The organism is Geothrix sp. SG200, assembly GCF_022808935.1.
GTDB lineage: Bacteria > Acidobacteriota > Holophagae > Holophagales > Holophagaceae > Geothrix > Geothrix alkalitolerans.
Genome location: NZ_JAKZFR010000001.1, coordinates 906,873 through 925,556 on the forward strand (window position 1 = coordinate 906,873; position 18,684 = coordinate 925,556).

Below are 18,684 nucleotides of genomic sequence, written 5' to 3' on the forward strand. Positions count from 1 at the left end.
ATGGCCGGATTTAATGGAAGGCAGAATCCTCATGTCCAGGGTTCAATCCAGCACATTTCGCCATCGATGGGGCATGGTGGCATAGACCCAGGTGCTTTGGGTGGGCTCTTCGCGTGAGGTGCCACCACCGAACACGACCGCCCGGCCCGAGTCACTGGAAAACTCCATGGTGTGCCAGCCTCTGGGACCAGGCGCATTCCCCGCATCCAGCTGGCGCCATGTCCCAGTCCGAGTGTGGAAGGCCCAGATATCGTTCTGGGGGATCAGAGGATCATCCGGAAGGTCAATGCCCGTGCATCCGCCGAACATCAACATCTCCCCGCGCCACGAATCGTAGACCATGCGGTGATAGGTCCGGGGAGGCGGTGCAAACGTCGTCGAGACGCGCTTCCATGTGGCTTGGGGCACGTCCAGGGTCCAGGTTTCATCGATATTCCATCCTTCGAAGGAGTAGTCGTACCAATGGTTGCCGCTGAACAGAACGATAAGTCGGGCACTTCGGTCATACGCCATCGCACCGAAGTTGATGCGCGGCGGTGAGTCGGCCGTCTGCAACTGCGTCCAGGTGTTGCTGGCGAAGTCGTACGTCCATGTGTCGTTGAGGGGAAGCCAGGTGCTGAAATCTCCACCAGCGAATAGAACGGTCTTCCGGGCGCGCCCGTCATAGGCCATCATGGCCCCAAACCGTGCAGAGGGCGGATTCAAGGCGTGGCGGTTCTCCCATTCGAGGGTTACCGGGTCGAAGGACCAGGTTTCCGGCGTTTCTAGGATGTTGCCGTCTCCATCCATGGTCACGTAGACCACGATGCGGTCCGCCGATCGGTCATAGACGAGGTTGTAGGAATTGGCGACAGCGGCCGGCTGTTCGCCCAGGTAGCGCCAGTGGTCGGTGCCCACGTGATAGGACCACATGTCCTTGACCTCATTGGTCCAACTCGGCCCCGACTGGCCTGCGAAGACGAACATTTCATCCGAGCGGTCGCGGTAGGCGGACTGGTGATAGATTCGGGCTACAGGCTCGTCCACTCCGGATGTTTTCAAGGGGCTGGTCGATCCGGAGAAGGCGAGACAGACGACTTGGCGGGCGATAAAGGTTCCGTCGCCTCCTGGAACCGCGGACACTCGAACCCGCTGGCCGACCTCGAGGCCCATCAGGGTGTTTGTGCCCCACCTGGCAAAGCCCTGGACATGGGTGGCCGCATCCACCTGGAAAACCAAGGTCTGTTTCGCACTCGTGCGGAGGGTCAAGGACTCCCCTGAAACGGCGGTGATGATCCCAGTCTGAGGTACCACCGAGGTCGCCTTGGCCTGAGACAGGGTCTGTGCCTCTGTGCTGGGGGAACTACTGGCACTGAAGGCGGCAGTGGTACGTCCACCGCAGGAGATCAAGGACCCGAGAAGAACCGTACAGGTTAGGAGTGGACTAAGGGTGCGTAGGCTCATATCAGACTCCTGAAAGGCGCCAATCTTGGCGCACTGGCGTTGGGTTTGCGTGTCACCCATGAACCTGAGCCGCGCACCCTCGAAGGTGTCGTCCAGCATGGTCAGGGTGATCAGGACCATCTGAGACACACGATCCCCGTGCCTCTACAGGTTCCTTTCACAGAACCCGCCAACATCTGCGAATCAGATGATCAGGCACGGCTTTCGACGGGCTGGAACTTCAGCCCGCCTGCCACCAAATGGGTGACGAAAAATCCCGGCCGAAATTTAGGCGACCAGAGAACGCAGGCAAGACATATCGTCAGATTTTTTTAAAACAATATTGGGACTCAGGTATGTGCAATCCGGTGGAATCAGGAGTGAATGAATTTGGGCCGGTAAGGCTCGCCGACCCAGTAGATCAGCTCCAGCATGTCATCCACGTCCCAGAGCAGCACCTCGGCGCGGGCGCCCGGGTGGAGGTGGCCCAGGTCGTCGTGGCGGAGGCTGCGGGCGGGGTGCAGCGTCATGGCCGTGAAGGCCTCCTCGAAGGTCATGCGGAGCTGGAGGCAGCCCAGGCGCAGGATGGTGAGGGGGTCCAGGCAGGGGCAGGAGCCGGGGTTGAAGTCCGTGGCCAGGGCCACGCGGCAGCCGGCCTCGATCATCTTCCGGGCCGGGGCCCAGTCCCGCATGCCGAGGAACAGCGTGGTGCCTGGCAGCAGGACGGGCGTGACGTCTGCGGCGGCCATGGCCTTCATGCCCGCCTCGCTGCAGAACATGAGGTGGTCGGCGCTGGCTGCCCCCAACTCGGCCGCCAGCTCGGCGCCGCCGGTCCAGGAGAGCTCGTCCGCATGGACACGGGGGATCAGGCCCAGGCGTTTGCCGGCCTCGAGGATGCGGCGGCCCTGATCGGCGGTGTAGACGCCCGTCTCCACGAACACGTCGCAGAAGCGCGCCACGCTGGGGTGGCGGCGCACCAGCTCCGGCAGCCATTCCTCGGCCACGGCGCGGGCGTTGGCCTCGGCATCGCCGGCGAATTCGGGCGCCAGATCATGGGCGGGCAGCAGGGTGACGTCGAAGCTCCAGCCCCGGCGCCGCAGCTCCTCGTAGGCCGCGGTGAGACGCGACTCTGCCTCCAGTTCCAGGCCGTAGCCGGTCTTGCACTCGAGGTGGACGACACCGCGCTCGCGGAAGGCCTTCAGCCGCTCCTCGCCGGAGACCACCAGCTCATCGATCGTGGCGCCCCGCGTGGCGCGGACGGTCTCCCGGATGCCGCCGCCCTCCGCCGCGATCTGCTGGTAGCTGACGCCGTGGAGGCGCCGGTTGAACTCGCCCGAGCGGTTTCCGCCGAAGAGAAGATGGGTGTGCGGATCCGCGAAGCCCGGCGTGGCCCAGGCCCCGCCGCCATCCACCTTGGGCGCGCCCTGCCATTCCGCCGGGAGATCCGCCGCCCGGCCGAGCCAGGCCACCCGGCCGCCGTCCAGGGCCAGGGCCGCGTCGGGGATGCGATCCACCACCCAGGCCCGAGCGGGATCGGGGGTCAGCAGGCCCTGGAGGTTGACGAGCACGCGGCGGTCCGACATGGGTCCAGTCTGCCAGCAAAAAATTCCCAAGAGGTCCCTTGCGCCAGGTCGCCAGCTTGATAGCATCGCTCGACATCGGAGGTTCCAGTGCGGGGCAAGGGGCGTGGCATGAGGCGACTCGCGCAGAGTCTGTGTGTGCTTGGAACGATCCTGGCTCCCGCGATGGCCCAGGAAGCCGTGCCAGCCTGGGCCAGAGAGTACGCCGCGCACTGGTCCACCTACCGTACGGATGCCCGGGGGCAGCGGAACTGGCAGGCCGTTCCCTTCACCCAGATGACCCAGGGCGAGCAGTGGGAGCAGTTCATGGAGCATCTCAAGCAGGGCGGGAAGGCCCGGCGCGCGGCGCTGGCCTTCCTCGGCCAGCGGACGCCCTCGGTCTGGGCTGCGGAGGGGCTGAAAACCGGCGATCCGGAAGTCGCTCTCGCCCTGCACCGCCTCGGCTTCCGCCAATCCGGAGCGGATCCGTTCGCCTACCTCGGGCCTCCGGACCGCGTGGATCGCCCTTGGACCCATGGGCTGGGCCTGCACCTGGACAAGGCCGGCTGGCGGTTCCAGTGGATCCCCAGCCCGGCGCTCTTCACCCAGGGCGGGAACGCGGTGTTGCCGAATGGGCTGGGGCGGGCCGCCCAGCCTGGTGTGCTCATCCACCTGAAGCAGCTGCGCCCCGGCCTCGAGAAGCTGGTGGCTCTCGGCGGCGGAACAGGCCCCGACGGGCAGGGCATTTTGCCGGCGCTGGCCCAGGGCAGCCGCCTGGGCTTTACGGCACGCCACCTGGAGCCCTGGCTGAAGAAGGCCTCGCCTGTCCTGGAACCTCTGGCGAACCGGGAGGCCTGGGTGCTGCACTACGGCGCCGCGCGCCCCGACGCGGATGAGATCCAGGGAACGCTGGTCTTCATCCCCGGGGACCTGCCGGCGCGCACCCAGCTGACAATGGCCCTGCTGCGCCTGAACCCATCCAGCTCCGGTGCGCGGTCCCGCGTCGTGACATGGACAGGCCCTGGCGCATCGACGGAAGTCCAGCAACTGCGCGGATCAGGCGGCGTCTTTCACCTGATCCAGATGGCCGAGGGCACCTGGATCAGCGACCGTGAGGCCCCCCTTCGCGCTCTGCTGTTCCCCGGCCCCGTGGCCACCCTGGGGGAACGCCCGGAATGGGCCCGCGTGGCCCTGTCGGCCATGGCGCCGGACACGGAGCTCTCCTTCTGGCTGGCGCCGCGCGTCGGCGCGGATGCGGCCTTCGAGGTCCAGGCCCTCCGCCGTCGGCAGGTGAACGCGCAGCAGGGCACCTGGCCCAACCCCTTCGTGGCCAAGGCTGCGCCACGCACCGGCGCTCTGGCGGTTGCCCTGGGGGCCGGGCCCACCGAAAAGCTGGTGGAGGCGATCCTCCGCGTGGACGATGCCGCGGAACTCCGGATGCCGCAGATGCCCGCGTTCGCGGACGGCGGCAGGGCCCTGAGCCCGGATCAGATGAAGGCCTATCAGGCGGCGCTCACGGCCGCCCAGGAGCGCCAGCGCCAGCGGACGGCCCTGCGCCAGGACGCCCAGGTCCTCCAGGCCTGCCTCGACCTCCGGGGGGCGGCGTTCTTCTGGAACGGCTGGGTGACGGCGCCGCCGCTGACGGGGGCCGAAAAAGCGGCCCTGACCGAGCTGGCCAAGCTGCGGCGCGAGGACCCCTGGCGGGCCATGCGGCTCCAGCAGGATGGGAAGGTGACCGCCTTCGGGGGCTTCGGCGAGCCCGGCATGGCCCCGAGCCTGGCTCTGGCCCTACCGGTGCATCCCGCCCGGCGGACGCAGGCCGAGAACCTCCTGAAGAAGGTGCTGCCGCGGCTCTTCAAGGGCCAGAACCAGAAGCAGGCGCTCGGTTCGGCGGAGCTGCACCGCATCCTCACGGCCCAGGCCTTCCGGCCCGCCTGGACCCTGGTGGCCGACACGCTGGTGCTGGGCACGGACGAGGGCGCTGTGAAGGCCGTGGCCGCAGGGCTCCAGGGCCAGGCGCCGACGCTGGCCGACAGCGATTTCCGGGCCTGGGCCCGCATGGAAGTGGATGGCGCCCGGGCCTCCTCAGAGCTGGAGAACCTGCTGCTGGCCTTCCTCCGCAGCCGCAGCGGCGGAGGATGGTGGATCGGCGAGGCTTCGAGCCAGGATGATGCGGCCGCGGAGCTGGCGGCCAGCCTCGGGCCCTTCCTGGGCGCCCTGAAGGCCCTGGGGCCCGTGCGCATCGAGTGGAACTGGACCGCGGCGGGCCTGGAGGGGCGCCCGCGATGACGCCAGTCCGGTATCTGTCCGCGGTCCTGGCCGCGGGGGCCGTGGCCTTTTTGGCCCTGGCTCCGGTGCGCCACCAGGCGTTCCTGGAAGCAGATCCGTCCAACCCCATCGCAAGGATCCGCCTGGACAGTCGGTCCCTGCTGGGCCTGCGCCGGCCGGCCTGGGGGGCCGGGGTGGACGGGGCGGCGGCCTGGGGCGACAGCCGGGACGGCTTCTTCCTCCGCGCGACGGCTCCTGCCCAGGCCGTCATCCACGCCTGGCCTGGATTCCGACAGTCTCTGTCCATTCCAAGGGCCGCTGGCGGATCCGCTGCTCTCCTGGATGAAGGTGATCGTGAAGCCTTCCGGGATTGGTTCGTGGCGCTCCTGGAGCAGCAGGTGGAGGCGCCCAGCCCCGCCTGGGAGCCCGCCCAGCGGGACTGCGCCGGCCTGCTGCGCTTCGCCTTCCGGGAGGCCCTGGCGGCCCACACCGCGGGCTGGCGGGCCCGGGTGGCCTTCACGGACGGCGCTCCCGGACAGGATCCCTCGCCGGCCTTCGCGGCTGCGTGGCGTCAGGGATTCCCCACACCGGAAGGGCCCCGTCCCTTCGCCAAGGGCGCCTTCCTCCGGCAACTGTCCTGCGTGCCGCTGGGGCGCGATCTGGCCCAGGCGAAGCCGGGAGACCTGCTCTTTTTCGCCCGGGGCGGGGCCCACGCCCAGCCCGACCACGCCATGGCCTTCGTACGGCCTGATGTGGATGGCGCGCCCATGCTGCTCTACCACACGGGTCCCGAAGGCAGCGGCGCCTCCCGGCAGCCCGGCGAGGTCCGCCGGGCTCGCCTCGACGACCTGATGCACCATCCCGATCCCGACTTCCGTCCCCTGCCCGAGAACCCCGCGTTCCTGGGCCTCTTCCGCTGGCGGGTGCTGGCGGACGCGGCCTCCGAACCTCTCCCTCCCAGGTCCTGACATGCGCTGGTTCCGTCCGCTCATCACCCTGCTGCTGCCCGCGATCCTGCTGGTGCCCACCATGGGCACGGCCCAGAAGCGCGGCGCCGAGGCCCCCTGGCGGGAGGGCGGATGGACCGGCGCCTTCGCCAACCTGAGGCCCACCCTGCCCGGGAAACCTGGCCAGCTGGAGGCGGCCGGGCCCATCCCGGCCGAGGCGCGCATCCGCATCTACCGCGTGGAGGATCCCGAATCCCTTTTGAAGAAGGTGCTGGCGGATCGGGGCCGGGCCGCGGCCGAAGGCGGCCGGGGCGTCCAGGATCCCCTCGACCTGCTGCGAGAGGCGGTCCTGTGGGGCGGCCGGCGCGCCTTCGTCACGGTCCACCGCACGGCCACCCAGGCCCTGCGGGACGCCGCCAAGCAGGCCGACCGCCTGCGCTCGGCCCGCACCTCGCCGGACCGGATCCGCGAAGGTGTTGCCCTGCCCATCGAAGGCCAACCCGGGATCACCTTCGTCACCGAACTCGTGCCCCGCATCAGCGAGGAACTCGCCGGGAAGAAGGGAAATCCGGACGACGAGTCCGGAGACGATGGCTTCCTCAGCCGGGTGGACTTGCCAGCCCAGGCTGCCGGCCTGTACCTGGTGGAAGTGCTGCGCGGCAGCGACGCGGCCTATGTGCCGTGGCTCGTCACGGACCTGGCCCTGCTGTCGGAACAGGATGGCTCGCGGATTCGCGTGCGGGCGGTCGATGCGCGGGACGGCTCTGCCAAGGCCGGCGTCGCCGGCCAAATCCTCGAGGGTCCGAAGGCCCAGCCCCTGGCCTTCGACGGTTCGGGAACGGCCGAGGCCGCGGCCACGCCCGGCGTGCGGCGGGTGGTGGTGGCCCGCAGCGGGGCGAGCTTCGCCCTGCTGGCCAGCGAGGGGCAGGGCTCCGCGGCCGTGCGCCAGCGCCTCTACGCCTTCACCGAGCGGCCCCTCTACCGGCCGGGCCAGGAGGTCTTCGCCAAGGCCATCCTCCGCCGGGTGGAGGAAGGCGAGAACCGCGTGGCGGGCGGCGCCGCGGACCTCCCCTTCACGGTGCTCGATCCTGAGGACACGAAGGTGACCGAGGGCCATGCCAAGCTGCTGAACGCGGAGACGGGCACCTACGCCGCCCAGTTCACCCTCCCTGGCGCGGGCCGCCTGGGTCTCTACCGCCTCGTCTTCCAGGGGCCGCAGGGGCCGGGCCAGGCGGAGTTCAAGGTTGAGCAGTTCGTGAAGCCCGCCTTCGAGGTCAAGGTCACGGCGGCGAAGGCCAAGGTGGGCCTGGGCGACACGCTGGCGTTCCACGCCAACGCCAGGTATTTCTACGGCGCCGCCGTGCGCGGCGCCAAGGCGGACTGGTTCCTCTACAAGGTGGTGCCGCCGAAGTCCCGCTGGATCTGGGACGACGAGGACGCCGGCCCAGCACCCGAGCTCATGGAGAGCGGCCAGCTGGAGCTGGACGAGGAGGGCCAGGCGGATCTGCCCACGTTCAAGGCCGAGAGCGACGGCCTCTGGCGGATGGTGGTGAAGGTGGCCGACGCATCGGGTCAGCGGAACAGCGGGCAGGCCCAGGTGCGGGCCGCCGCCGGCGATCTGGTACTGATGATCGCCTCGGACCGCCAGGTGGCCCTGCCCGGGAAGCCCTTCCAGGTCACCGCCAGGGCCCTGGATCTGGACGGCAAGGAGGTGCCGGGCGTGGCCATCTCCCTTCGCGCCGCCCGCATCGTGGCGCAGAAGGACACCGCGTACTGGTGGTCCAGGCCCAACGCCCTGAAGCCCGGCGAGACCGTGGCTTCCGCCCCGGGCCCCCAGGCCATGCTGAGCATCCCGGAAGGCGGCGCCTTCCTGCTGGTGGCCGAGGCCCGCGATTCGAAGGGCCGCCCCGTGACCGCCCAGCGCCAGATCACCGTGGCGGCCGAGGGCACGCCGCTGCCCGCGGTGCCGGATCTCCGCGCGGCGGCGGACAAGCCCGAGTACCAGCCGGGCGACACGGCCCGGATCCTCGTGCAGCTGCCCCGTCCCAAGCTGACGCTGCACTGGGCCCTGGAGCATGAGGACCTTGGCCGGCACCAGAGCCGGATCGTCCAGGGCACCACCGCCCTGGTCGAGATCCCCGTCACGGCCGCCATGCAGCCCAACGCCTGGGCCGTCTTCGAGATCGTGAGCGAAGGCCGTCGCCAGATGGTCGAGGTGCCCCTTCGTGTGCCGAAGCGGGACCGCCGCCTCTCGGTGGCCGTTACCACGGACAAGGAGCGCTACCAGCCCGGCCAGCCCATGAAGGTGTCCGTGGAAGTGAAGGACGCGGCCGGGAAGCCCGCCGCCGCGGACCTCAGCGTGGGGGTGGTGGACGAGGCCATCTACGCCTTGAGCCAGGAGCTGAACCCCGATCCCGTGCGCTTCTTCCATCCCACGCGGCGTCACGGCGTGCTGCGGTCGGGCTCCACGGACTGGAGCTTCCACGACCTGCTGCGCCGCCAGCGCCCCGTGTGGAGCCTCAAGCAGACGAAGCGGGGCGACTTCAAGGCCGATGACGACGAGAAGGTGCGTCAGAACTTCAAGGACACGGCCCACTGGGCGCCATTCGTGGCTGCGGGGCGGGACGGGAAGGCGAGCGTGGACCTCGTGCTGCCGGACAACCTCACGGCCTGGCGGGCCACGGCCACGGCGATCACCGCCGACACCAAGGTGGGCGTGGGACGGGCCTCGAAGCCCGCCTCCAAGCCCCTGCAGGTGGCCCTCACGCTGCCGCGGACGCTGAGCGTGGGCGAGGAGGCCCGGGCCATCGCCCTGGTGCGGAACCTCTCGGGCCAGCCCATCCAGGGCCGGGTCCGCCTGGAGGTGCAGAACGGCCGCTTCTCCGGAACGCCCGAAGGCACCTTCACCCTCCAGGACCAGGGCGAGTACCGCTTCGCCCTGCCGCTGTTCTCGGACAAGACCGGCCCGCTGACGGTCACGGCCCGGGTGGAGGGCGGCGGCCTGAAGGACGCCGAGCGGCAGAAGGTCGCGGTGCTGGACCAGCTGGTGCCGGCCTCCCTCTCAGGCTCCATCCTGCTGGACGGCGGCAGCCAGACGGTCACGATCCCGGCGCCTCCCTCGGCGAAGGGCGAGGCGGCCCTGGTGCTCACGCCCGTGGGCAACCTGGAGCACCTGGCCGCGCCCTCGCTGCCCTACCTCATCGGCTATCCCTACGGCTGCGTGGAGCAGACCCTGTCCAGCTTCGTGCCCAACCTGCTGGTGGCCGACCTGGTGAAACAGGGCGCCATGCCGGACCTGGACTGGAAGCAGCTCACGAACCTGGACCGCAACATCCGGGACGGCGTGTTCAAGGTCTACGGCTACCAGCAGCCCAACGGCGGCTGGGGCTGGTACGCGCCCAAGGACTTCGGCCTGGATGCCAACCCCCACACCACCGGCTATGCCATCCAGAGCTTCGCCACCATGAAGCGTCTGGGCTATGCCGTGGATGAGGGCGTCTACCGCCGGGGCCGCCTCGCCGCCATGAACCTCTTCCAGCAGGTGGCGCGGCAGGCGGATCAGGCCACGGCTACCCAGCGCCAGCGGAACAGCCACGGGCAGACCGCCGATCCCCAGGCGGATGCGGCCTTCCTGCTGGCCTCCCTGGCCCAAACCGGCGAGCCCATCGCGGGGCTGGTGGACAGCGCGGCCGACAAGGTGCTCCAAGGCCGGTGGTCCGGCGACCATGTGCTGGCCCTGGTGGCCCTGGCCGCCGCCCAGGCGAAGCATCCCAAGGCGGCGGCCCTGGCCGAGCGCCTGGAACATCGCGCCGTGGTGAAGGGCGGCCTGGCCCGGTGGGAGGGCCGGCGCGACGTCTGGTGGGGCTATGCCTCCGGCGACGTGGTGCCCACGGTGATGGCGCTGAAGGCCCTCTGCCTGGTGCGTCCGCAGTCGCCGCTGATCCGCCAGGGCGAGACGTTCCTGGCCTCGGAATACCGCGGCTATGGCTGGTATTCCACCTGGAGCACGGGCCAGATCGTGGACCTGCTGCCCTACCTGCTGAAGACCCGCAAGCTGGACTGGGGAGCGCTCGCGATCCAGGCCTCGGTGCAGGGGGGCCCCACCTGGGACTTCAAGGAGCGGCCGCAGGCCCGTCGCTGGAATGCCCGGGAAGCCCGGGTTGGCACCTTCGCCATGGCCGAGCCGAAGCCCGTCACGGTCACGGCCAGCGGCAGGGGACTGCTCGTGTGGACCTACGCCTACCAGGTGCCCGGCAGCGCCGCGGGCGTGCCCAAGGGCGACGCGTCCACGGCGCTGCGCATGTCCGTGACCCGGGACCTCTGGCGCCTGAGGACGCCCCAGGAGACCGGCAATGCCAGTCAGGGCTGGATCCGCCAGCCCTGGACCGGGACGATGAAGGCCGGCGAGGAGGCATGGATGCAGGTGTCCTTCCGCACGGACCGCGACGCGGACTACGTGATGCTGGAGGTGCCCATCCCCGGCGGCCTCAACCCCACCGTGAAGCTCGAGGGCTTCGTGCTCGAAGGGAAGTCCTTCACCGAGGAAGGAGCCTCGGACCGCTGGGTGAAGCCGCGGATCGAGGTGCATTCCGACAAGGTGACGTTCCTGTTCCCCCACACCTGGAGCTGGGATACGCAGACCGTCCGGATCCTCCTGCGGGCGGGCATGGCGGGCCACTACCGGCTCAGGCCCGCCAAGCTGAGCCTCATGTCGAACGAGGGGCAGTGGGTCACCAGCGACGGGCTGGACCTGAAGGTGGTGGATGGAGGTGCGCGATGAAGGCCGGGCTGGTTCTCTCCCTGCTGCTGTCGGCCACCTTCCTCGGGGCGCAGAAACCGCCCCCGGCCAAAGCGCCCGCCGCGGCCTACGTGCCGGACCTGAAGCTCTGGCGCATGGACGTGTCGCCGGCTCTGGGCGGCTGGTCCGGCGACCGCGCCGTGGCGCTGAAGGTGAAGCTGGTGGATCCCAAGGATCCGAACCCGCCCAAGGATGAACCCCAGCCGCGGTACTTCGACTACGAGGAGGATGGTGGCTATGAGCCGCCGGCCGAGGACACGCGCACCGCCGATCAGCTGCGCAAAGAGCGGCTGGCGCGGGAGGCGGAGGCCGCCCGCAACGCCTGGCGGTCGCGCACCCTGCTGGTGTGGCTCAATGGCGCCTCGATGCGGTGGCAGGCCAGCGTAGGCACCTCCTTGAACATGGAACTCACAGCCCAGAATGGCGAGAACCGGCTGGAGATCCTGGAGCCGGATTCGGGCCTGAAAGTGGTCCGGAGCTGGTGGGTGTCCACCACCCGCACACGGCTTCGGGTGGTAAGCCTCCAGGTCAACGATGAGTACGCCAGCGGCAGCCTCCAGGTGCAGGAGCCGGACGGGGCCCTGGCGCAGGGTGGGCGCCGCACGCCTTCGGGCGGCATGCTGCGCTGGTCCGGCGAGTACACCCATGACACGCCGCCACCGGGCACCTACGCGCTGAAGTGGACCGGGGGCTGGCGGGGAGGCAAGCCTGCCCGCATCCACGTGGAGGCCGTGCTCGACGGCGGCACGGACCAGGAGCGCCGCTGGACCTGGGAACGCCTGATCCTGCCGGGTTCCGGCCCGGTCATGCTGGGGACCTTCGATGTGGAACCCTAGGTTGATCGGCCTCCTGCTCGCATCCTGCCTGCTGGCTGCCCAGCCGGCGCCTGAGGCCGGGCCCACGCCCTCGGTGGTGGCCGCGGCCCGGGCACCCATCCTCCGACCCGGCGAAGGCTTCGCCATCACCCTGGGGGATGGCGAGGTGCATGCCTATGGCGAGGCGCGCAAGGAAGCTCCCATGGGCAGCCTCGCCAAGCTGGTCTGGATGAAGCTGGAAGGGAGCGAGTGGTCCGCCTCCGGCGTCCAGTACCGGTGCAAGGGCGCCGATGGGCCCTTCGTGTGCTGGAATCGCGAAGGTCATGGCCGCGTGGATCTGGCACTCGCCCTCCAGGAGAGCTGCAACCTCGCCTTCCTGGCCTGGATCGCGGGTTCCCGTGAACGCTGGGTGCAGGACTACGGCCCGGATGCGGCCAGGGCCCGGCTCGAGGAGGCCTTCGAGCCCTTCCTCGGGCGCCGGATGCCCACGGGCGAGGGGCTGCCGCCGCTGACTGCAGCCTGGGTGGGCGACGGCGACCTGCTGCGCACCAGCCCCGAAGCCTTCCTGCGCTGGCTCATGGATCCGAGCCAGGCGGAGGTCGTCACCTTCGGCAAGCGCTTCCTGGCGGGCTTCTGGGTGGAGGTGAAGGACCTGTTCGGCAAAGAGGACTGGTGGTTCAAGACCGGCACGGGCCCGGTGCCCGGCGATCCGTCCGCCACCAGCGCCTGGGTAGCGGGCGGCCGTCGATCGGTCCTTGTGGTGCTCCACCTGCCGCGGGGGCGGGGCAAGCAGGAGGGCATGACGCGCATCCGGGAGATCCTGGGGCTGAAGCCTTGATCCTGCTGGTTGCCCCGGCACCCGCTCCGCCGTTCACGCCACCGGTGATCGAAGGAGACGGCGCCAATCAGAGCGCGCTGGAGGACTCGCTGCGGATGGCCTTCGCATCCACGGCGGGGTTCGGGCCCTGGCCACCTGGGCCCTGGCGGGTCCGACTCCACCCGGATTCGATCGCCTTCGAGAAGGCCACGGGCGCGCCCCCGGGGCGCAGTGGCCAGTGGCTGGGAGACACCCTTCATCTTCGCCCCTGGGAGCAGCTGCGGCGGCGGGACCTCGGCGCCATCCTGCGCCACGAACTGGCCCACCGGCGCCTTCGGGACGCGCACCTCCGGCGCTGGGTGGAGGAAGCGCGGTGCTTGTGGGCGGAAGGTCATGCCAAACCGCCCAAGACCTGGCCCACCGCCCCGCCGACAGGTGTCCAGGCGCGCCTGGACCGGGCCCTGGCGGCCGGCGCCACCCGCGAGCAGGCCTGGGCCTATCGCTGGCTGCGGGCCTGGCTGAACGGCGGTCCCCTGCCGCCCACGCCAGGCCAGACCAGTGCCACTGTGGAACGCTGGGTCAAGGAAGCTCCCGTCCTGGCCGAGACCACCGTCACGGTGGTCTGGCCCGCGGAGCGCCTGCGGGGCCCCATGGTCGTGAATGGACATCGCCTGTCGCATCGCCTCGGGAGGGTCTGGCGCTTCCAGGGGACCATCCGGTTCCAGGCTGGCTTTCCGATCGCGACGCTTCGGGGCACGGTGCAGGTCCGGGCCCAGCGCCACGGCTGGCGCCTGGCCTGGACGACCTCCAGGACGGCCTGGATCGCCGCGGCCACCGAGGGGGAGCTCGGCGCCGATTCGCCCTTCGAGGCCCGGCGCGCCCTGGCCGCGGTGCTGGATCGGTGGTTGGAGGGCCATCCCCGGCAGCACCCGGAGGGCACCCTCTGTCCACTGACCCATTGCGCGGTGGTGCGAGGCGGGGCCATGCCGGGTACGACCCGGGCCGTAGAGGCGGCTCCGGTCCTGAACCTGGATTCCCGCTGGGCCTTCTTCACGGGCTCCGCCGGCGGGCATCCGCTGAGCCCCCGGGCGGTGTGGGGCGACGGGCCCGCCGAGGCCGGCGCCGCTCCGGAGGTGCCGGGAGATCGCTGGGTGGCCTGGGAACGCAGGCTGGATGCCGCTCAGGTCGCGGTCCTGAAGCGGGATGTGGCCGTCGGCCTGAGGCCGGGGCAGCTCGGGATGATGCTCGGGGCCTCCGGGCCCTACGCGGTGGAGGCGCTGCGCCTCGCCGCAGGACGGCGGTACGGCTGGACCACGTGGCCCAGCAATGTCTGCGAGGCCGAGATGCTACCGGACGGTTCCCTCCGGCTGAAGGGGCGTGGCTGGGGCCACAACGTGGGCCTCTGCCTCAGCACCGCGCGGTTCCGCGCGACTCAGGGCGCCACGGCGGAACAGATCCTGGCGGAGGCCTTTCCGCCTTCGTGGCGGACGCCATGACCTGGTGGGTGTACCTGCTCCGATGTGGCGACGGCACCCTCTACTGCGGCATCGCGCTCGATGTGGCGGCGAGGTTGAAGCAGCACCAGGAGGGCCGCGGTGCAAAGTACACCCGCGGCCGGGGTCCCCTGGAGCTGGCCTACTGCGAGGCCTGCGCCTCGAAGGCCGAGGCGCTGCGACGGGAGCGGGAAGTCAAGCGCCTGAGGCGCGGCGCCAAGGAGGCGCTGATCGCTACAGGAAGACCGTGATCGCGATGCGAATGCCCGGGTAGCGGGGATTGACCAGGTAGTAGCCGTCGCCGTAGTAGTCGATGTACACGCGATCGGCCAGGTACCAGTCATCCACCCAGAACTCCGGCCAGGGATCCACGATGAGGAACCAGTAGCCCCCGCAGCGGAACCGGGGGTAGCCCTGGTAGATCACCGGGCGGCTGCCGATGAGGAAGGGATGGCTGACTCCGAATCGGGAGACGAACTGCGGCTCGGGAATGCGGTAACCGCCATATCCTCCGCGCTGGGCCCAGGTCCGGTGGTCACGCTCCCAGTGCTGGGCGCGATGCTCACGCCAGCTGGACCGGGCCGGCCAGGCGTCGCGGCGCCAGGTGTCCCGGGACTGCCAGGCGCGGGCGGTTTCGGCGGCGCGCGGAGAGGGGCGGACCTCCCGACCCTGCGGGCGGGAGGCTTCGCGGCGATCGGAGGGGGACCTCATGGCGCCATGAGCCTCGCGCCGGTCCAAGCGTCCTTCAGGGCGTCCTTCAGAGCGCCCTTCGGGTCGGGCGAAGCGCTCCGGCCGCTCCTGCCGCTCGGGCCGGGCCTGGCGTTCGGGTCCGGGCATGGGGCGGGCCCGCTCCATATCCCTCGAGGGGCGGGGTGCCTGGGGCGCGGCCCGCATGGGCGAGGGCTGCTCCCGGCCGCGCTCGGGGCTCCGCTCAGGGCCTCGTTCGGGGGCGCGGCCCTCGCGCGGGCGATCAGGCCGGGAGCCTTCCTCCCGGCGGTCGTGCTGGGCCGAGGCCGGCATGGCCAGGACTGCCAGAAGCGATAGAACCAAAGTGCTGGACGTTCGATGGCGCGTCATGGGCTCCTCCTTTCCACGTCCTCGATGGAGGCACTGGATAAGATGCTGGAAAAGCAGGATCAGTGCCAGGCCATGCTGGTCCAATCTCCGAGTCGGAGCGCCCAGGCCTGTTGGGAAACGGTTTCCGCGTGGCCGGAATCAGTGCTGCAGCAGGTTCCGCAGCTCGTCCATCTGCGCCTTCGACGCAAGCGGGCGGCTTGGCTGGGTGCCATCGATGGGCACCGCGAGCACCTCCGCCGATTCGGCCTTCCGAGCATCACTCCGGGTTTCCACGACCAGGTAGACCGTTCGGCGGAGGCTGTCGTAGTGCCAATTCCCGCATGTGGTTCCGGCGGCCGTTACCGCGCGAAGATTGCGGCCCGACGCGTCGCAGAGCCAGATCCGGGCCTCGTCGCCTTCGTCGAGTCGGCCATTCCCGTTCGTGTCCGTATCGACGATGCTCACCACCAGGCCGTCGACCCGGGCGCTTCTGGTCTCTTCCCCATCCTCAAGGGTGTCGTAGCGGAGGATGAGGCTTTTCCGGGAGAGCAGGGGCCGGGAGGCCAGCGTCTTCGCGTCCACGAAGAGGAGGTTGAAGAGCGGGACGCTCGGGGCGCCCTTGCTGTAGCTCCCGATGCCTCGGGGCTCCTCGGATTCCTGCGGGAGTCCCTCCACGGGAACGAGCAGGGTGTCCGTGCCCTTCAGGGACTTCGGGAGGCCCAGGCGCAGGATGGCGGGCTGGGAGGGAGCATCCGCGGCGGTCGCCGGGATGCCGGCCGGAAGGCTCTGCCCCCGGGCGCGGGAGGGCCAGAGCGCAGTGAGGCCCGTGATCAGCAGAACGATCAGGCCCGCCAGCAGGAGTGTTCCGTTCACGGCCCAGAGCAGGCGGTTGTAGCGCTCGAGGTCGAACCTCATGCCTGCCGCCCGGTGGCCATTTCGCGCAGCAGACTAGCCACGGCGGCCTTGGGATCCTCGGCCTTGAACACGGCGTTGCCGGCCACCAGGCAATCGGCTCCGGCGCGGATGAGGTCCGCGGCGTTCTTCAGACTCACGCCCCCGTCCACCTGGATGAAGAAGGGCACGCCGCGCTGGGCCCGGAGGGCATCCAGGCGCTTCACCTTGTCGAGCACCCGGGGAATGAAGCTCTGGCCGCCGAAGCCGGGGTTCACGCTCATGAGCAGCACGAAGTCGAAGTCGCCGACGAGATCCACCAGAGTCTCGACGGGCGTGCCCGGATTCAGCACCACGCCCGCCTTGCCGCCGGCCTGACGGATGGCGGCCAGGGTGCGGTGCAGGTGGGGATCGGCCTCCTGGTGGATGCTCACCCAGTCGGCGCCCGCCTTCACGAAGTCAGCGGCATAGCGCAGGGGCTCCACGATCATCAGGTGACAGTCCAGGGGCAGGGAGGTGGCCTTGCGCAGGCTCTCCACCACAGGCAGGCCGATGGTGATGTTGGGCACGAAGCGGCCGTCCATGACGTCCACGTGCACCACCTGGGCGCCCGCAGCGGCGATCGTCCGAAGTTCCTCGCCCAGCCGCGTGAAGTCCGCGGAGAGCAGGGACGGGGCCAGCAGGGGGGAAGCGGGGCGGAGGCTCATGGTTCCAGTATTCCAGAGGCAGTCTTCATCGAGGTTAAAGACCTCCACGAAGGACACAAAGGGAAATACAAAAGCACGAAGGGCCATCCATCCGTGTCCTTCGTGCCTTGCTTCGTATCCTTCGTGGAGGTCCTTGTTTCAGTGCCCGAGGGGCACCTCCACCCCGTTCACCCACAGCCGCCCGGGCTTCACCTTCCGCAGTGCCTCAGGGGAGAGGGAACCCAGCGGGGCCTGGACCCACAACAGGTCGGCCACAGCGCCCTTCTGGAGCGTGCCCAGCTCCTTGGCATGGCCCAGGGCGGCGGCGTTGCCGGCGGTGTAGGCGCGGATCGCCTCGGCGCGGGTGAGGCGCTGCGCGGGCAGGAAGCCACCGGGCGGATCGCCCGCCGGGTCCTGGCGCGTCTCCGCGGCCGCGAGGCTCACGAAGGGATTGGGGTCCTCCACTGGGGCATCGCTCCCGAAGGCCAGCAGGGCCCCGCCGTTCGCAAGGGTCCGCCAGGGGAAGGCCTCGTCCACGCGATCGGGGCCCAGACGGGCGGGAGTCCAGCTGTGGTCCAAGGTGCAGTGGACGGGCTGGATGCTGGCCACGACGCCGAGCTTGCCGAAGCGGGCCGCATCCTCGGCGGTGACGATCTGGGCGTGTTCGATGCGCGGAGGCAGGTTGCTCGAGCGGCCGGCCTTGCGCTCGGCGGCGGCGATCAGGTCCAGGGCAGCCCGGTTCGCGGCATCGCCGATGGCGTGGATGGCCGGCTGGAACCCGGCACGCATGGTGATGGAGACGTCCAGTGCGACCTTGGCGGGATCCGTGACCCAGAGGCCCTGGGTGGAGGGCTCATCGGCGTACGGGGCGAGCAGACGTGCCCCGCGGCTGCCCAGGGCGCCGTCCAGGTAGAACTTGACGCCCTGAACCTGGAAGAAGGACAGGCTCTTGGCCCGGCCCTGCCGAAGTTCCCGCAGCATCAGCGCGTGATCGTGGTTCATGTACGCGAACACGCGGATGGGCAGGGCCCCCGCGGCGGCCAGGCGCCGGTAGGCGGCCAACTCGCGCGCGCCCGCGCCCATGTCGGCCACGGCCGTGAATCCGTTGGCGCGCAGGGTGGCAAGGCCTGCTTTGAGCCTTGCTTCCAGCTCGGTGGCACTGGGCTCGGGGATGAGCTTCTCCACCAGCTGCACGGCCGCATCCAGGAGGATGCCCGTGGGCTTTCCGCTGGCATCCTTGAGGATGCGTCCGCCCTCGGGATCCGGCGTCTTGGGGCCGATGCCCGCCAGGGCCAGCGCGGCGGTGTTCACCCAGGCCGCGTGGCCGTCCACCCGCTGGAGGAAGGCGGGCCGGGACCCCGTGATGGCGTCCAGGTCCGCCGCCCTGGGGAAGGCCTTGCCCGGCCACCGGTTCTGGTCCCAGCCCCGTCCCAGCAGCCAGCCCTTGGGATGGGCCGCAGTCCAGGCCCGGAGGCGCTCCAGCGTGCCTGAAAGATCCGCCGGCCCCGTGAGGTTGGCCTTCCGGCTGAGGGCGCCCAGTCCACCCACATGGGAATGGCCTTCGATGAGCCCGGGCAGGAGGGTGCCACCCGGGAGCTCGACCTGCTGCGCTTTCGGATGGGCCTTGGCGAGCGCCTCCACAGGGCCAACCGCGAGGATCCTCCCCTTCCGCACGACCACGGCCTGGCCGTGCTGCTGGCCTTGGTCGGTCCACAGATCGGCGCCCTTGATCAGGCGGTAGGAAACGGGGGGGGTGGCGGGCGGCATCGGCATGGGCGGGTTCCTCGGGGTTTCTGGAAGCATAGCTTCGCGAGGATTCAGCCCGGAAGGGTGCGGAGGATGGCAGGCAGGAAGGAGGGCTGGATGGGCGGGTGATCCGAGCTTGAATTGGTATAAAAATGTGATAATTGATGTATAAAAATTTATATTACA

At 69.9% G+C, this 18,684-nt stretch carries 13 protein-coding genes; 7 read left to right on the forward strand and 6 right to left on the reverse strand.

From position 1 onward, the window contains the following. Positions 1-42: 42 nt before the first annotated feature. Both ML539_RS04005 and hutI read right to left on the reverse strand, forming a co-directional pair. Positions 43-1,563 carry a kelch repeat-containing protein gene (locus ML539_RS04005; protein WP_347710730.1) on the reverse strand — a complete coding sequence of 507 codons (1,521 nt, stop codon included), beginning with the start codon at positions 1,561-1,563 and terminating at the stop codon, positions 43-45. Between the two features lie 233 nt (positions 1,564-1,796). Beyond that, positions 1,797-3,005, reverse strand: coding sequence for an imidazolonepropionase (hutI, locus tag ML539_RS04010; RefSeq protein WP_243320873.1), 1,209 nt, complete (start codon positions 3,003-3,005; stop codon positions 1,797-1,799). Between the two features lie 108 nt (positions 3,006-3,113). Between hutI and ML539_RS04015 the strand changes: the two genes are divergently transcribed. Genes ML539_RS04015 through ML539_RS04045 form a run of 7 tightly spaced genes read left to right on the forward strand, consistent with a single transcriptional unit; the run spans position 3,114 to position 14,370 of the window. Next, positions 3,114-5,270, forward strand: a complete 2,157-nt coding sequence (locus tag ML539_RS04015; RefSeq protein WP_243320875.1) for a hypothetical protein — start codon at positions 3,114-3,116, stop codon at positions 5,268-5,270. Beyond that, positions 5,267-6,217, forward strand: a complete 951-nt coding sequence (locus ML539_RS04020) for a DUF1175 family protein (RefSeq protein WP_243320877.1) — start codon at positions 5,267-5,269, stop codon at positions 6,215-6,217. Before ML539_RS04015 ends, ML539_RS04020 begins: the two co-directional genes overlap by 4 nt. 1 nt (position 6,218) lies before the next feature. Next, positions 6,219-10,976 carry an MG2 domain-containing protein gene (locus ML539_RS04025; RefSeq protein WP_243320879.1) on the forward strand — a complete coding sequence of 1,586 codons (4,758 nt, stop codon included), beginning with the start codon at positions 6,219-6,221 and terminating at the stop codon, positions 10,974-10,976. Beyond that, positions 10,973-11,830, forward strand: coding sequence for a hypothetical protein (locus tag ML539_RS04030; protein ID WP_243320881.1), 858 nt, complete (start codon positions 10,973-10,975; stop codon positions 11,828-11,830). Before ML539_RS04025 ends, ML539_RS04030 begins: the two co-directional genes overlap by 4 nt. 1 nt (position 11,831) lies before the next feature. Continuing rightward, positions 11,832-12,647 (forward strand): hypothetical protein, encoded by an 816-nt coding sequence (locus tag ML539_RS04035; protein ID WP_243320883.1) that lies wholly within the window; start codon positions 11,832-11,834, stop codon positions 12,645-12,647. Beyond that, on the forward strand, positions 12,644-14,122 hold the full coding sequence (locus tag ML539_RS04040; RefSeq protein WP_243320885.1) for a hypothetical protein: 1,479 nt from the start codon (positions 12,644-12,646) through the stop codon (positions 14,120-14,122). The genes ML539_RS04035 and ML539_RS04040 overlap by 4 nt, the downstream gene beginning before the upstream one ends. Then, positions 14,107-14,370 carry a GIY-YIG nuclease family protein gene (locus ML539_RS04045; protein ID WP_243320887.1) on the forward strand — a complete coding sequence of 88 codons (264 nt, stop codon included), beginning with the start codon at positions 14,107-14,109 and terminating at the stop codon, positions 14,368-14,370. Before ML539_RS04040 ends, ML539_RS04045 begins: the two co-directional genes overlap by 16 nt. Here the strand turns inward: ML539_RS04045 and ML539_RS04050 are convergent. The 4 genes from ML539_RS04050 to ML539_RS04065 form a co-directional block, all read right to left on the reverse strand. Then, the gene (locus tag ML539_RS04050) at positions 14,354-15,196 is read right to left on the reverse strand and encodes a hypothetical protein (RefSeq protein ID WP_243320888.1); all 843 of its coding nucleotides are present in this window, start codon (positions 15,194-15,196) and stop codon (positions 14,354-14,356) included. The genes ML539_RS04045 and ML539_RS04050 overlap by 17 nt on opposite strands. Positions 15,197-15,334: 138 nt before the next feature. Then, a complete protein-coding gene (locus ML539_RS04055; RefSeq protein ID WP_243320890.1) occupies positions 15,335-16,090 on the reverse strand; it encodes a hypothetical protein in 756 nt (251 codons plus the stop codon). Next, positions 16,087-16,773 carry a ribulose-phosphate 3-epimerase gene (rpe, locus tag ML539_RS04060; RefSeq protein ID WP_243320893.1) on the reverse strand — a complete coding sequence of 229 codons (687 nt, stop codon included), beginning with the start codon at positions 16,771-16,773 and terminating at the stop codon, positions 16,087-16,089. The genes ML539_RS04055 and rpe overlap by 4 nt, the downstream gene beginning before the upstream one ends. A gap of 138 nt (positions 16,774-16,911) precedes the next feature. Continuing rightward, the gene (locus ML539_RS04065) at positions 16,912-18,525 is read right to left on the reverse strand and encodes an amidohydrolase (protein WP_243320895.1); all 1,614 of its coding nucleotides are present in this window, start codon (positions 18,523-18,525) and stop codon (positions 16,912-16,914) included. Positions 18,526-18,684 lie beyond the last annotated feature (159 nt).